We start from the raw sequence: 15,119 nt of genomic DNA on the forward strand, positions 1-15,119 counted from the left end.
GGGACAGCCGTTCATTTAAATTTTTTTCGTATAAAAGAGCTCCTTGGATTGATTTATCGAGGACTTTTATCCATGACTTTATTTCATAACTGGAGGTGAGCACTTTGCTGGAATTTATCGTGTTCATTTTGTCCTTATTCTACAAGCTCACCGTTCTGCACGGTAATCTTCATGCGCGCTATATCGATATGAACCTGCTGGACGATGTCATTGCCATCGGCTCCGTGATGCTCGTCTCCTTCTGGACTCTGTGGCTGCCGCGCCGTGGGCGGATAATAGCTCTAATCGTTCTGGATGTGCTGTTAAGCCTGCTGATCTTCGCCGATCTGGTCTACTATCGTTATTTCGGCGATTTTATTACGGTGCCTGTACTCCTTCAAGCAGGTCAGGTTGGCGAGCTCGGCGGCAGCATTCGGGAACTGCTCCGTCTCTCAGATCTTCGATTGGCTGCTGATTTTCTGCTCATATTTGTTGTCTGGACAGGCATGAAACTGTTTAAAAGCAGCCGCAAGCACCGCTACAGCACTTATGAAGCAGCGCCAACATTGCGAGGTTCAGAGCATAGCGGAACGGCAATACGCTTATCCGGCACCGGACGGCGCCGCAGTCCTCGCTCTCGGCTGCTATCCGGAATTCTAGCTTTTGTACTCGGATTCATCTTGACAGTCGGTCCGATTACCTTCTACGCGAACACCTGGGCTGTCGGGTTGTTTGAAGGTGCCTGGTGGAACCTGTCCCTCTACAATGTGACCGGACTGCTGGGCTTTCATTATTACGATGTCTCCCGTTATGTGAAGGAAAACGTACTCGGCAAGCCCAAGCCTTCCCCTGAGGAACTGGACGAGATGAAGCAGTGGTTCGCTGAGGCTGCCCAGGTAAGGCAGGGAAACAAAGAGACATTCGGTGCCTATGAAGGCAGTAATGTGATCGTCGTTCAAGTCGAGGCCTTCATGAATTTTATGATTGGCAAGGACATCCATGGTGTGGAGATTACGCCGAACTTTAACATGCTGATGGGGAACAGTCTTTACTATCCGAACTACTATCATCAGACGGGACAAGGCCGAACCTCGGATGCGGACTTCACCTCCCATGTATCGCTGCATCCGCTGCCTTCTGGTTCTGTGTTCACCCGTTTTTCCAATCATACCTTCGACTCGCTTCCCCAGATTCTCGCTGGACAAGGCTATGACACGGCGGCATTCCATGCCTATGAGGGAAGCTTCTGGAATCGGACGCAGATGTATGAGGCGATGGGATACGATCATTTTTATACCAGAAAGGATTATACTCTCGATGAAGCGATCGGTTGGTCTCTCGGCGATAAATCCTTTTTCAGGCAGTCGTTGGAACTCATGGATGACCAGCAGCAGCCGTTCTATAGCTTTCTGATCACCTTATCAAGCCATCATCCATATACACTGCCGGACTCTGCCAAGGATTTTGACTCCGGTGAATTTAGCGGCACCATTTTCGGCTCCTATCTGGAATCGATCCATTATGCGGACGCAGCGTTGGGACAATTGGTAGAAGGACTGAAATCCCGGGGGCTGTGGGAAAATACAATTCTCTTTGTCTACGGAGATCATGATAATTCGCTGACAGATATGTCTGATTACGAGCAATTTCTCGGCAAGCCGCTCACTGAGCTGGACATACATCAAATTCTGAATCAGGTGCCTCTTCTGGTCCACCTCCCTGATGAGGCGCTCACCGGGATCGATGACCGTGCATCTGGACAGCTTGATTTGGCGCCCTCCCTGCTCCATTTGCTCGGCATCGACTCGTCGCCTTATCCGATGATGGGTAACAATCTGTTTGCCGATTCCATGGATGCGTCGCCGCTTGTCGTGTTGCGTTCCGGTGCCTTTACGGACGGGAAGCTGTACTATATTCCATCACCGGATCATCAATACGACAATGGAAGCTGTTACGATCTTGCCACTAGGAGCAAGACCGATATCGAGGCGTGCCGGATTCCCCATGAGGAAGCGCAGAAGCGGCTTCTCATGTCCGACAAGGCCGTCGAGCTGGACCTGATTCCGTTGCTGAGAAATGAAGCCGGCTCCCCGAATTAAACATACGAGGTGAGCATCTTTTTGCCTGCTTCGGTTGCATAAACTCCATTTCCTTAAAGTCCTTCCTCTGTATAACGGAGAAAACAGGATTGATTCAGCAATCAATCCTGTTCCTCTTCTTCATTTAGTCTTTTTTCAATCCTTTCTTGCCCCTTCCTGTTAAACCAATACAGAAGAGCGATCACAACGGAGATAAAAACAGCTGCCGAGATAAAGGTTACCGCTAATACTGCAATAAAATATCCGTCGAATATGCCCGTATATTTATCACCGTACAAGGTATAGTTCCTTATTCCATTTGTAATGCTGACAGCAAGGCTTAATACTAAGACAGCTGATACTGTCAGTCCTTTGCCGCCCTTAGACGTATTCATGAAATTGGATCCGACCAACATGCTTCTTACCGCAATATAAGCTATGGACAAAACAATAACGCCCAGTTCAACGGCATACTGTGAAAAGGACATGTCCATGACATAGGATTTGATTAAAACAGAAGCCGCCGAAAGGAACAGCACTACAAAATAAGCTTCGCTTTGAATTTTGTTATTTAATTGCAAGACGCGTTCATCTTTGATCTTCATCAGGGTTCCTCCCAAAATAAGTCGTTCAGATTTTTGTTAAGAGCTTTACATATGGCGATGCAAAGCTTCAATGTCGGATTATAATTCCCGGACTCGATCAAACCAATCGTCTGCCGGGTGACGCCAACCTTATGGGCCAAATCCTCCTGGCTCATATCACATTCAATTCGGGCTATTTTGAGCTTTTTATTCTTCACGAAAGTCCTCCTTCCTTAGCTATATTATACATTATGAATTACTAAATGCAAATTATATATTACATTTAGAATGATAAAATTTACCTTTGGTCACCTGTTGCCAGTGTATTTATACTTCTGAACTCTAAAAAAACAGCTCCCCCTGAGGCCACTACGGTTTGTTAAACCGTCTGCCTCACGGGAAGCTGTTCTGTCTTGGAATATGAAAACTGTCACACGTTCAAGACGCTAGACCGGCTCGATTCGCGCACGACAAGCCGGGGCTGCAGCCGGACATTGGCAATCCTGGACGGATCATTCTTCATTTGCTTTAAAAGTAATTCAGCAGCTCTCCCCCCAATCTCCTCTGCACAAAGCTCAACAGAAGTCAGCTTGGGAGATATCCGCTCACATATACTCAAGTTATCCATTCCCGAAAGTGCAATATCCTTAGGGACCGATAACCCTTTCTGTTCACATGCACGTAGAATGCCCATCGCCATCAGGTCATTTGCAGCAACAATCGCCTCCGGTAGTTCGGACGAATCCGACAATAACCGGGTCCCGGCCATATAACCGCTGTTTTCCGTAAAGTCGCCCTCCTGCACATAGTTCTCCGGTTCGCTCAATCCGGACTCCAGCAATGCGTCGCGATAGCCGCAATACCGTTCATAGCCTGTCTGCTCGCTGGCCGGTCCCCCCACATAGGCGATCCGCTTCAAGCCCTGGGAGATAAAATGCTCCGTCGCCTCCCGGATGCCGGCATGTGTATCCACATATACATAATTGAACCGGTCCTGCCCGGACGCCGACTCATATTTATTTGTCAACACGACAGGCGCATTGAGCCGGTTAATTGCCTCGATATTTTCCTCGCAAAAATGAAAGGATACCATAATCATTCCGTCGGCATATTTCTCACGAAGCAGTTGAATCGCCCGTAGTTCCTCAGTCAGGCTATTCTTCGTATCTACTAAGATCAGCAGATAGCCTGACGGCTCCAGCACGCTATTGATCCCTTGGATCATATCGAAGTAGAACGGATTGCAGATGTCCGGAACTGCGAACAAGATTTTGCTCGATACGCCGGTCTTGAGCATCTTCGCCGAATGATCCGGTGCATAATCCAGCTCGCTGGCCGCCTGTAATATTTTGCGCCGGGTCTCCTCCTTGCAATAGCCTCTTCCGGACAAAGCCCTGGACACGGTAGAAGGAGATAGGCCCAAATGTTCCGCTATATCATAAATTGTAGCCAATGGATTCACCTCAAACCAATCTGATATCGATTGCACATCTTAATATCCATATTCTAGAATAGGAATCATCCATTGGCAATAGCATTACGGATTCCGATGCGCGAACTGCTTGCGGTTGGACTCCTCGTCAAAAGGCAAAATATCCGGCAGCGGCATCCGATCCTTCATCTTCGGCAACGGCGCGAACGGCTTGTGGGGCTCAGCCTGGTACCAGTACGCGGTGGAGGAGACATCGTCGCTGCGGTGATTGTTATGTCCGTGCTCAATCGTCACGCGAATGCTCTTATCGAACAGAATCGGGTCTTGAATGTGATAACGGTAGACTGAAATCTTGCCGCTCCAGTTCGGCCCGCCGCCCAGAATGATCCCGTGATAAGGCGTGGATTGCTCCTGCTGCGGACACCAGGCTGTATTGAAGTAGTCCTCGGTACCCGTACCATGCAGGGATGGCGGCCATGGCTCGCCGTCGATGAAGATCATGTCGTCACCTTCGCCGTACCAGTTCCATTCCAGCGTCGGGCGAAGGTTATGAATATTCATGTTGCAGCCTACATAATGCCCCTTCCCTTCAGCCTCCAGAATGACATAGTTGCCGTCGCCCGTTGTATTTTTTCCGCCAAATTCAAAAAAGGCATTGTCTGCGTCTTGGTCAGAGATCCCATCCGTCGGGCACTCCCGGTGCCATTTGGCATGAAATCGAAGCTCATCCTCGGGCAGGCTTTCGTATTGCTCATAATCCACGTAGAAGTAAAACTTGATGACCTGATCCGCTTCGCTTTCGATTTCAATTCGGGCTCCGTCCGCAAACGGCATCGGGAAATAACTCACGAACGACTTGCCGTCCTCCGGACTCATCATCAGGCAAGCAGAAGCGTAATTTTTGGTGATCCCGTGGCCGAGTCCGAAAAAGTCGCCGATCGGCGCTTCCACGCTGGGCTCGGTCTCCCCGTCCCAATACATCCGAAGGACGATCTTCCGAGGAAGGAACATCTCTTCAACCGGCGCATCCGTAGCCATCGTCATCCAAATATGCTTAATGCAGCCTGCACCGGACATCCGGCAGATTTCTGTCCTGTCTCCGGGAGATATCGAGAAATAATCCTTGTTGCCGCCTGTGCGGTCATAGCTGGATTCGCGCTTGCTCTTTCCTTGGCGGGCGCGGGAGATGCTAGCAATGTTAGGTGTCAATTCCATGTTATCGTTCTCCTTGAGTTTATGAGTCAAAGCTTATGGGTTAAGCTCCGGTTTTTCTCTCCTGTAAAAAAAGCTCCACTTCCTCACGGCGCGGCAGCGATGGAATCGCCCCGTGCCGCGTCACGGTCAAGGCTCCGACCGCATTAGCGAACCGGACGGCCTCCTGTACGGAAGCACCGCGGATCAATTCCGCAGCCAACGCTCCATTGAACGAGTCCCCCGCCGCTACCGTATCCACGGGCTCGACCGGATAACCCTCGACCCGGGTAACCCCGGTGCTGTCGGCTACGAGCGCCCCTTTTTCCGCCAGTGTTACAATGACGCAGGCTACCCCCTGATCGCGCAGCTTCTGCGCTCCAAGGATCAGATTCTCCTCCGTATCCGCGGCAATGCCTGTCAGCAGCGCCAGCTCGCTCTCATTCGGTGTCAAATAAGTAATTTTGCGCAGCAGATCCCGGGGAAGCGGCCTGGCCGGCGCCGGATTCAAAATGACCGGAATACCGCATTTATCGGCAATGTCGGCCGCTTGGACCACGACTTCCAGTTCCATTTCAAGCTGCATGATCAGCATCCTGGACGCCTTGATCCCGGCTTCAAGCCTCCGGGTCTCCTCGGCGGTGAACTTCATGTTGGCGCCGGGCACCACAATAATCCGGTTCTGCCCGCCTTGCTCAAGCACGATATTGCCGACGCCGGTCGGTGCCTCTCCGTCGACCAGCACGTCGCTCCTCTCAATGCCTTCCTGCTGCAGCACTTGCAGGAATTGCTCGCCGAAGGAATCGCGGCCCAGCTTGCCGGCCATGCTGACCTTGGCTCCGAGCCTGGCGGCCGCAACCGCCTGATTCGCGCCTTTTCCGCCGGGAAACCGGTCGAAGCTGCGCCCGATCACCGTCTCTCCCGCCTGCGGAGCGCGTTCGGCACCGATGACCAGATCCATCATAAAGCTGCCGATGACCATAATACTCATGCAAGCACCCCCTATTTTCCCTGCTCGGATTGTGCTTTGTCCCCCGCCTGGGAGAGCTGGTTGCCCAAGCTTCCGCCCGGATGGAACAAATGGAAGCTCTCTTTGGTGAAGCCCTTCACCTTGCACAGCGTGACGACAAGGGCATCGCCTACCGCAAGCTGAAGCAAGGCGCTGGTTGTTGGAGCAAGACCGAGATGGTCGGCTTCCCTTTCATACCGGTAAGACAGCACTGCACTGCTGCCTCGTCCGAGTGTCGACTCCGGATTTTTCGTAATGGCAATGCATTGGGAGCCGATCTTCCTGATGATGTTCAGTACGTTCAATACCTCCGCCGTCTCCCCGCTGTTCGACAAGAGGATGACGACGTCCTTGCTCTCGATCATTCCGCTGTCCCCGTGTACGGCTTCGGCGGAATGGACAAAGAAGGCCGGCGTACCTGTACTCGACAGGGAAGCGGCAATCTTTTTACCGATATGGCCCGATTTGCCGATCCCGGTAACAACCACCTTGCCCGTGCAATGCTGCAGCATCTCTACCGCTTTTACATATTCCTCGCCGACCTGCTCGCTGGTCGACATCAACGCGTTAGCCTCATTTTGCAGCGCTTCGCGCACCCATTCATGTATCATGGCTCTCAACCTTTCTTCTAGTTAATTTCTTTAAGGGGTTGTTCAAAAAGTCATCTTTTGATCACGAAGTGTTGCACGGGAGTTGAATCGACATCGAATCTTGCGTTCACCCTTGAAGTCCGGGCGGATGCTTACGAGGCATGCTTCCTTTGGAAGCATTTCACTCCTGTAGGTTTTGCCTACACTCCGTTCCTCCTTCTTCAGGTTCTCACAACCTTCTCGGTGCTGAAAAGCTGACTTTTTGAACTCGCACTTTAGTAAAAGTTCACTTGATTCCCGTCATTTTGATCCCCTCAACGAGATACCGCTGTGCGGCAAAGAACAGTATTAAGGTTGGAATCGCTGCGATCACGGCCGCCGCCAGCACGACATTCCACGGCGTGTAATATCCGCCTCCGACAAGATTAGCGAGCTGCTGCTGGACGACCCACAGACTTTCGCTCTGCGTAATGATCAACGGCCATAGATACGAATTCCAGTTCGCCACGAAGAAGCCGATGGTCAGAGGGATAATGATCGATCTGGATAGGGGCAGAGCGATCCGGAAGAACGTTCCGGCAATCGACAAGCCTTCAATGTATGCCGCCTCCTCCAGCTCCTTCGGAAAGTCTCGATAGAACTGGCGGAACAAAAAGATTCCGTAAGCATTAAAGATCGAGGGAACGATCAACCCCGCATAGGAATTGAGCATGCCGAAGTTTTTGGTAATCAGGTACAGCGGAATCGTGATGACTGCAAACGGAACCATCAAGGTACTGAGCGTCCAGGAGAAAATTAAATTCCGTCCGGGAAAATGAAGCCGGGCAAGAGCATATCCATACATCGAATGGAAGATCATAGCCACGATCGTAACGGTGATGCTGACGAACAGCGAATTACCGATCGAACGCATCATATTTGTGCTGACGACGACTTCTTTAAAGTTTTGCCAGACGAATTCGACGGGGAACCAGGTTACCTCCAGCACGTTCGCTTCGGACCGCATGGAACTGATTAACAGCAAGTAAATCGGGAATATCATCAACAAGCCAAGAATAACGGCAATAACGGCCAGCATTGTCTGAGCATTGAATCTTACAGTCCTCACTTTGGTCACCTCAATCTTTGGTAGAGAATAGTTTCATTTGGACAAGGGAGAGACAGAAGATCAGCAAGAACAAGACAAATGCCAGCGCCGAGGAATATCCCATGTTGAGCAGCTGGAATCCTTGCTTGAAAATATAGATGACGCTTACTTCCGTACTGCTCGCCGGTCCTCCCTTGGTCATAACCATAATCTGGTCAAACACCTGGAATGAACCGATCGTAGTAACGACGAGAATAAACGTATTGGTTTCTTTAAGCAGCGGAAACGTAATTTTCCGGAAGGTCTGCCAGCGGGAAGCGCCGTCGATTCGGGCCGCCTCGAAATAATCCCTGGGGATTTCCTTGATTGCCGACAGGAAAATAATCATGTTATAGCCGATGTTGATCCAGAGCAATACGGCGATGATGCTGTAGATGGCCTGGGACGGGGAACCGAGAAACTGCTGGGATGATCCTCCGAAAAACCGAATGATCTCATTGATGATCCCATTGCGGGGATCGAGCATATACATCCCGATGATGGCCGAGATAACCGAAGTAATGGCATAAGGCATCAGAAACATCGTTCGTGCCGGTGATACTACTTTCCCTCGAAGTCCGTTCAGCAGCAGTGCCGAGCCTAGCGACAGGCAGAACAAGAGCGGAACGTAGATGACGCTGAACTGCAGCGTTTTCCCTACCGAATGCCACCAATCCATATCCTTGGATAAGGCGACGTAATTGTCCAGACCGATGAACTTCATCGGATTCAGCGCATCCCAATCATGGAGGCTGACATAGAAGGCATAAATAATCGGCAGGAATACAAAAATGAATAATCCGATTAAATCAGGCAGTAAAAAACAGTAGGCTGTGATTCTTTCCTGCATCGCTCTTGTACGTAGTTTTTTGAGAACCACTGGTTTTCCCTCCTCCGGCAAACCTCCCGGGGGCACACGGCTCACGCACGCCCCCGGAGTATTTACACTTGATCACTTCATCGCTTCATTGATTTTCGCGTCGGCTGCTTTCGCGGCTTCCTCGCCTGTCATATCTCCGAACATGACCCGTGTCATAGCATCGCCGATGGCCTCTACCACTGCCGGATTGTAGACCGGCTCAGGAATGGCGGAGCTGTAGATCTCGTTCGTAAATACTTGACGCAGGCCTTTATTATAGATCTCTTGGCCGGCATCAATGACGGACTGGCGGGCTGGATAAGCAAATTTCGTCTCCGTAGCCCATTTCAGCGGACGGGAAGTATCCTGATCGGCGAAGGCCCACATGACGAATTTAGCCGCTTCCTCCAAGTTCTTGCTCTTGGCATTGACCGCGAATTTCCATCCGCCTGCCGTCGTCACCGGCTTGCCTCCTTCAGGAATCGGAAGCGGAGCCAGCTTGATCGGCACATCGCCGAACACTTCTTCAATCCGGCTGACCGCCCAAGTGCCGCAAATTTGCATGGCAGCGGTCTGTTTGCCCAGATTGTCGATTTCCCATGGACCGTACTGAAGCTTCGCAGGAGAGAGCTTCTCCTGGAAGAACGTGCCCCAGAAATCGAGCGCCTTAGCCGTTTCCGGCGAATTGAACGCGGAAGTTTTGCCGTCTTCGGCCAGAACCTGACCGCCGGCTTGCCAGAGGAACGGATAGAAGTTGAAATTGAAGTAAGCCCCTTTATCCGGCGGCAGGACCAACCCTGCTACCTTATCGGTAGTCAGCTTGCGGGCGGCATCCAGCAATTCGTCCCATGTCTTGGGCACTTCCACATTGGCCGCCTTCAGCATATCCTCGTTATAATAGAGTCCCATCAATTCCATCTCATAAGGCAGCGCCTGGATTTGTCCGTCTACCGTTACGGCATCGAGCGCGGAAGGAAGGAAATCCTCCTTAACCCCTTCCGGGAAGTAAGGCGCCAGATCGGCCAGGTAGCCGGAATTTGAAAACTTCATGAAGTCGCCGGGGCTGATCATGTAAATATCGGGACCATTGCCGCCGGAAAAAGCGATCGGGAGTTTGGTAGCCGTATAATCGGCCTGATTGTAAGTCGAATATTCAATTTGCACACGATCCTGGGCTGCGTTGTATTCCTTCACCAAGTCTTCAAAATACTTCTGCTCGGCTTCGGTGTGCATATCCCAGAACTGCAGTTTAATCTTTTCCTTCGATCCTCCATTGGTGGACTGAGCTCCGCTCGAGCCGGACTGGTTAGCCTGGTTGTTCGAGTTGCCGGAACCGGAGCCGCAGCCTACCTGGAGAAGGAGCAAAAGCGCCATCATGGCAGGCAAGACGATTTTCCAACTGGTCTTCTTCATCTCGTATGAATCCCCTTTCATTTTGTGATCGACTTCAGTATAGTCTCAGGGATTCAAGCCCGTAACGGGAAATAATTTCGGAGGGTGGATTATTTTTCGGTATCCGTCAGGTAATCCGTAATTTGCCTGTACGTGCTCTCGGTAAGATCATTTGGCAATGCGCCTCCATACAGCAGCCGTTGCAAGGATTCGGTAAATATACTGCTGATCTCCGCCGGATACTGCGGCTCCTGGCGCTCCGTTCCGTAAATTTGCTCGGTGAACACGCGGCGAAGGCCATTCAAATATTGCTCCTCTCCCGCTTTCATCACGGACTTGCGCGGGGAATAAGCGAATTTGACGTCGCTTACCCATTTGAGTGGAATTTCCGGTTCTCCGGCAAAAGCCCACATCACGAATTTCTTCGCTTCTTCGTTATACTTGCTGAAGTGGTTGACGCCGATCTTCCATCCGCCGGCGATCGTGACGGGTTCTCCCCCCTCCGGAACCGGCAGGGGTACAACCCCGATCGGCTTGTCGGCATAGATCGTCTCCAGCATACGGATATTCCAGGTTCCGCTCACCTGCATCGCCGTCTCGCCACTGGCCAGGATTCCGATATCCGTCGTCGGACGGGATGGGTGCATGTTAAGCAGGCCCTGATCCACCATACCCCGATAGAACCGGAACATCGCCGCAGCATCCGGTGATTTCAGTCCGGACGTGCGCCCGTCCCCGGACACCAGATCGGCCCTGGTCTGCCACAGGAAAGGAAGCCAGGTGAAGCTCTGGTACACGCTCTTGAACGTCTCTATCGTGAGCCCGCTGACTCCGGGAGACTTCAGTGCGTTGGCTGCCGCCTCAAGCTCCGGCCAGGTGGCAGGAGGCATGAGCCCATGCTCGCGGAACAACTCCTCGTTGTAATACAAACCGAGCAATTCCGTCTCGAACGGCACCGCATAGATCTGATCGTTCAATGTAACCGACTCCAGGGCGGCAGGATCGAAATCCTGACGGATTTCCGGGGTGAACTCCTTCGTCAGCGTCTCCAGAATGCCCGCATTTTCAAACCGGCGAATCGTCCCCGGGGATACGAAGAAGATATCCGGCCCATGACCGGTGGCGAAGGACGCAAGCAGTTTATTATCGGTGAAGTAGTCGTCGCTCGAAATAAAGTCCACCTGGATTTCCACATGGGGAGCCTGCTTCGAGTATTCCGCGCCCAACCACTTCCAGAATTCGAATTCCTGGCCGGTATGAAAGGACAACAAGTGAAGGACGATCCGGTCCGGGCTCGCCGCCTCCACCTCGGGATTATGCAGCACGATATCCATATCACTGCGGTTCCCCGGCGTCTTCCCGCCTCCGCACGATGCCAGAAGGAGTACGAGAACAAGACCGAGAAGCCCCATCCGCAGTAAAGACTCAGACTTACTTCTCATCGTCCTCCTCCTTCCGGTAGAAGAATTGCCGATACTCGCCGGGGGTGACACCTTCCGCCTTCTTGAACAGGCGCGAGAAATACTTCACATCCTGATAGCCGACCATCTGCGAGATGTTATACAGCTTGAGATTCGGATCCGTCATCAGGATTTTGGCTTTATCCATGCGAAACTGCGTCAAGTACTCGATGAACGACATGCCCATCTCCTGCTTGAAGAAGGAGCTGAAATAACTGCTGCTCATTCCCGCTTTAGCAGCCACATCATTAAGCGAGATATCGTTCACATAGTTCTGGTGAATGTAATTGACTGCTGCCTCCAGCGTCCGGTTATGCTTCTGCTGCTTCTTCCACTCCGCCTTGGCAATGCTGATCGCAATCAGTTCGTCCACGAACCGGATGAAATCATCGGCCGAGAAATTGAACTGGAACCACTCGTACGGCTTCAGCTCATCCTGGAACACCAGGGCGGTAATTTTCTGCTCATGAACATACCTTACGACGGAGGATAACAACTGCAGGCAATAGCCGTGAAAAATCGGGTATCCTGCATTTCGTTCCAGAATCGTCCCGACGAACCGGCGCAACGTCTCGCAGGCGCGTTGAACCTCGCCTTCCCGAAGGGACAGCACGAGCGCGGCATCCAGATCGCTCGGGTACCCTGACGAATCTTTGCCTTCATCAGGGGAACCCTCATATTCATGAACTTTCCCGCTGCCATAAATCCAGCGGTTAAGCAAGGCCTCTCTTGCCTGGGAAAACGCATGCGGCAACTGCTCAAAATGACAGATCTCTCCGCTGATACCAAGGGAGATCGAAATTCGCACCCACCTGTGCACCTCATAAATAATGGTTTCGTACAACTGGCGCGGGCAGGCCGCATTCATCAGCAGGAAGTAAATCTGGGAACTGTTCCCGAACAGAAAACGGGTACTCAGCCCCTCGCAGCCGTTCAGAATTTCATAGACAATATTCCGTACGGCAAAGGTAACGAGTTGCCGGTCTCCCCATTGATCCTCAGTCACGAGCTCATCCAGATCCTCGATGTCGATGGCGAGCACACGGAACGAAACGGCGTCCTCCGGAATTTGCCGCCGCAGACGGCCGCTATGATCGGCGGAATCCTCAATGCCGAGCAGCCAGTCTTTCCACAGCTTGGCGTAATGGAAATCAGCTGCCGCAGCCGTTACCTGAACCGCAGGCTTGCGGATTTCCTTCTTCAGCCTGCCGAGCAAATCGCGCACCTCTTCCGGCTTCAACGGCTTCAGCAAGTAATCAAACGCGCCGAAACGAATGGCCGTCTTGGCATATTCGAAATAGCCGTAGCCGGACAGAATAACCACCTGAACGGGGTATTCCCGCAAATAATTCAGCAGATCAAGCCCGTTCATGTGCGGCATGCGAATATCCGTAATCACCAGGTCAGGGATATCCTTCCGCACCATTTCAAGCGCCTCGATTCCGTTCTTGGCCTGGCCGATGACGGTCCACTCGGGATCCAGGGCGGGGATGAGCCTTGTCAATCCGTTCCGGACCTTCGGCTCATCGTCTACGATCAATACTCTATACATGTTTTAGCCCTCCTGTTGTTCATCATAGGTTCCGCCAAGCCGTTCTATGGCCGGAAGGACGATCGTGACCATCGTGCCTTCCCCGTACACCGAATGGACCTGGACGCCGAATTCCGGACCGTATTCCAGCTTCAGCCGGTCGTTGAGATTATACATGCCGATACCATGTGCCATGCGGCTGCGAATCAGCTGCAGGCGATCCCCCGGAATGCCGCTTCCGTTATCCCGGATCGTAATGACAATCGCCTGCCCGTTCTCCTGCCTCTTCATCCGGACTTCGATCAGTCCGCCGGACTCCAGCTCTCCCATCCCATGCAAAATGGAATTTTCCAGGTAAGGCTGCAGCAAGAGACGCGGTACTCTATATTCATACAGTTCTTCATCGATATCGAATCGGACCTCGAACCGCTCCTCGAATCTCATCTCCTGAAGATAGGCATAGTTCCTTGCCCATTTCAGTTCCTCCCTGATCGTGACGAGCGGGCTCCCCGGCCGGATCGCATATCGCATAATATCGCTCAAGGAGGTAATCATGCTGCTGATCTCCGGCTGCTCCCTTTCGATTGCGATCCAGTTCATCGCATCCAGCGTGTTATAGACAAAATGAGGATTGATCTGGGCCTGCAGCGCTTTGACCTCGGCCTCCTTCTCCTGCTCGGAGATTTCCTTCACTTCCTGGATCAAATCGTTGATCCGGCTGCTCATGCTGTTGAAGGAGCTCTGAAGCAGGCCGATCTCGTCCTCCGACTGGGCCTGGAGCCGGTACTCGAAGTTGTCTTTCTGGATCCGCTTCATCGCAACGGCCATCTGCCGGATCGGCTTGGTGATATAATGGGTCGTCAACGAGGCCAGCAGCACGAACAACAGGGCAAACACGCACAGCGTTACGATGAAGAAACGCTTGAGCGAACCCGACTCCTTGCCGACGTCGGATTGGGGAATGAAGGAGAAGTAGTGCCACCCGTTATACTCGGACTGCACCATGCCGATGCGGTACATCTCTCCGTCAATGTTCTGAAGGGACAAGGAGTCGCCGCTTGAGACCATCTCCTTGAAGAACGGCTGCCCGGCCAGGTTGATTCCGTAAGCCTCGTCATTACGGTGCCAGATCATGTGCCCTCCGCTGTCCGCAATCAGGATCACCCCGTGCGGACTAACGTTGACTCTTTCTACGATCTGGTCCAGCGCCGAAATTTTCACGTTCATCATCAGTACCCCGATGTTCTGCAGCGAGTCCGTAACGTCCTTTACCAGCATTCCGGCCGGAATGTACTGCGTCGCATAGCCGAAATAGTTATTGGGGGGCATTTCATAAGTCGGAAGCCAGATAATCTGTCCCGCTTTCCGCTCAATCTCCTCCGTCCATTCCGGATGCTCCTGCAAAATCGGCTTGAACAATCCGGAGCCCTTAATATCGGCGAAATACATGCTGCCGCTTCGCGCCAGCAAATAGATGGAGTCGATATCCTCCTTGCCCCGGAGCGACTCCCGCAGAAACCGGTTGACCGAATCCTCCGCACCGGCGGCACTGTTCTTGAGATTGCGCCCGTCCATCAGGCTCAATTGCTCGATCATCAGCTCATTGTCATAGACGGCAAGCATGCGGTTCTCGATTTCCGACAACAGCTGGTCGACGTTGTTCCGCACAAGATGAAGCGCTTGCAGCGATTCGCGGTCTGCCCGTTCGGCGGCAAAATTGCTGGAACTCCGATAGAACAGAAATCCGGCAAACACCAGCGGGGCCAAAATGAATAAGGCAAGCATCACCATCAGCTTGTTTCGAAGTTTGGCATTTTTCAGCTTCATCCACATTCTTCGGGTTCTCCTCCTGTTTGCAAGCAATTACGTGGAAATACAGCATTTGTGG

General features: G+C 52.1%; 13 protein-coding genes. 1 reads left to right on the top strand and 12 read right to left on the bottom strand.

All coding sequences use genetic code 11. The features are described from left to right. The first annotated feature begins 95 nt into the window (after positions 1 to 95). On the top strand, positions 96 to 2,078 hold the full coding sequence (locus KQJ23_RS06585; protein ID WP_430522284.1) for an LTA synthase family protein: 1,983 nt from the start codon (positions 96 to 98) through the stop codon (positions 2,076 to 2,078). A 101-nt stretch (positions 2,079 to 2,179) separates the two neighbouring features. Here KQJ23_RS06585 and KQJ23_RS06590 read toward each other — a convergent pair whose 3' ends face one another. The 12 genes from KQJ23_RS06590 to KQJ23_RS06645 all read right to left on the bottom strand — a co-directional run bounded on the left by KQJ23_RS06590 (position 2,180) and on the right by KQJ23_RS06645 (position 15,064). After that, positions 2,180 to 2,662 carry a DUF6773 family protein gene (locus tag KQJ23_RS06590; protein ID WP_216477955.1) on the bottom strand — a complete coding sequence of 161 codons (483 nt, stop codon included), beginning with the start codon at positions 2,660 to 2,662 and terminating at the stop codon, positions 2,180 to 2,182. Continuing rightward, positions 2,662 to 2,859, bottom strand: coding sequence for a helix-turn-helix transcriptional regulator (locus tag KQJ23_RS06595; protein ID WP_216477957.1), 198 nt, complete (start codon positions 2,857 to 2,859; stop codon positions 2,662 to 2,664). Before KQJ23_RS06595 ends, KQJ23_RS06590 begins: the two co-directional genes overlap by 1 nt. 212 nt (positions 2,860 to 3,071) lie before the next feature. Continuing rightward, positions 3,072 to 4,130, bottom strand: coding sequence for a LacI family DNA-binding transcriptional regulator (locus KQJ23_RS06600; RefSeq protein WP_346779355.1), 1,059 nt, complete (start codon positions 4,128 to 4,130; stop codon positions 3,072 to 3,074). Between the two features lie 48 nt (positions 4,131 to 4,178). Continuing rightward, positions 4,179 to 5,288 carry a glycoside hydrolase family 172 protein gene (locus KQJ23_RS06605; RefSeq protein ID WP_216477960.1) on the bottom strand — a complete coding sequence of 370 codons (1,110 nt, stop codon included), beginning with the start codon at positions 5,286 to 5,288 and terminating at the stop codon, positions 4,179 to 4,181. A gap of 40 nt (positions 5,289 to 5,328) precedes the next feature. Next, positions 5,329 to 6,255, bottom strand: coding sequence for a ribokinase (rbsK, locus tag KQJ23_RS06610; protein ID WP_216477962.1), 927 nt, complete (start codon positions 6,253 to 6,255; stop codon positions 5,329 to 5,331). A gap of 11 nt (positions 6,256 to 6,266) precedes the next feature. Then, the gene (locus KQJ23_RS06615; RefSeq protein WP_216477964.1) at positions 6,267 to 6,884 is read right to left on the bottom strand and encodes a KpsF/GutQ family sugar-phosphate isomerase; all 618 of its coding nucleotides are present in this window, start codon (positions 6,882 to 6,884) and stop codon (positions 6,267 to 6,269) included. Positions 6,885 to 7,149: 265 nt separating this feature from the next. Then, positions 7,150 to 7,971 carry a carbohydrate ABC transporter permease gene (locus KQJ23_RS06620; protein WP_216477966.1) on the bottom strand — a complete coding sequence of 274 codons (822 nt, stop codon included), beginning with the start codon at positions 7,969 to 7,971 and terminating at the stop codon, positions 7,150 to 7,152. 10 nt (positions 7,972 to 7,981) lie between these two features. Beyond that, complete coding sequence (locus tag KQJ23_RS23675) at positions 7,982 to 8,869, bottom strand: carbohydrate ABC transporter permease (RefSeq protein WP_216477974.1); 888 nt, start codon at positions 8,867 to 8,869, stop codon at positions 7,982 to 7,984. Between the two features lie 72 nt (positions 8,870 to 8,941). Then, the gene (locus KQJ23_RS06630; RefSeq protein WP_216477976.1) at positions 8,942 to 10,261 is read right to left on the bottom strand and encodes an ABC transporter substrate-binding protein; all 1,320 of its coding nucleotides are present in this window, start codon (positions 10,259 to 10,261) and stop codon (positions 8,942 to 8,944) included. Between the two features lie 89 nt (positions 10,262 to 10,350). Then, on the bottom strand, positions 10,351 to 11,682 hold the full coding sequence (locus tag KQJ23_RS06635; RefSeq protein WP_216477978.1) for an ABC transporter substrate-binding protein: 1,332 nt from the start codon (positions 11,680 to 11,682) through the stop codon (positions 10,351 to 10,353). Next, positions 11,672 to 13,252 carry a response regulator gene (locus tag KQJ23_RS06640; protein ID WP_216477980.1) on the bottom strand — a complete coding sequence of 527 codons (1,581 nt, stop codon included), beginning with the start codon at positions 13,250 to 13,252 and terminating at the stop codon, positions 11,672 to 11,674. The genes KQJ23_RS06635 and KQJ23_RS06640 overlap by 11 nt, the downstream gene beginning before the upstream one ends. Before the next feature lie 3 nt (positions 13,253 to 13,255). After that, positions 13,256 to 15,064, bottom strand: a complete 1,809-nt coding sequence (locus KQJ23_RS06645) for a cache domain-containing sensor histidine kinase (RefSeq protein ID WP_216477982.1) — start codon at positions 15,062 to 15,064, stop codon at positions 13,256 to 13,258. Positions 15,065 to 15,119: the final 55 nt, after the last annotated feature.

Source organism: Paenibacillus brevis (assembly GCF_018919145.1).
In the GTDB taxonomy this organism is placed as follows: Bacteria; Bacillota; Bacilli; order Paenibacillales; family Paenibacillaceae; genus Fontibacillus; species Fontibacillus brevis.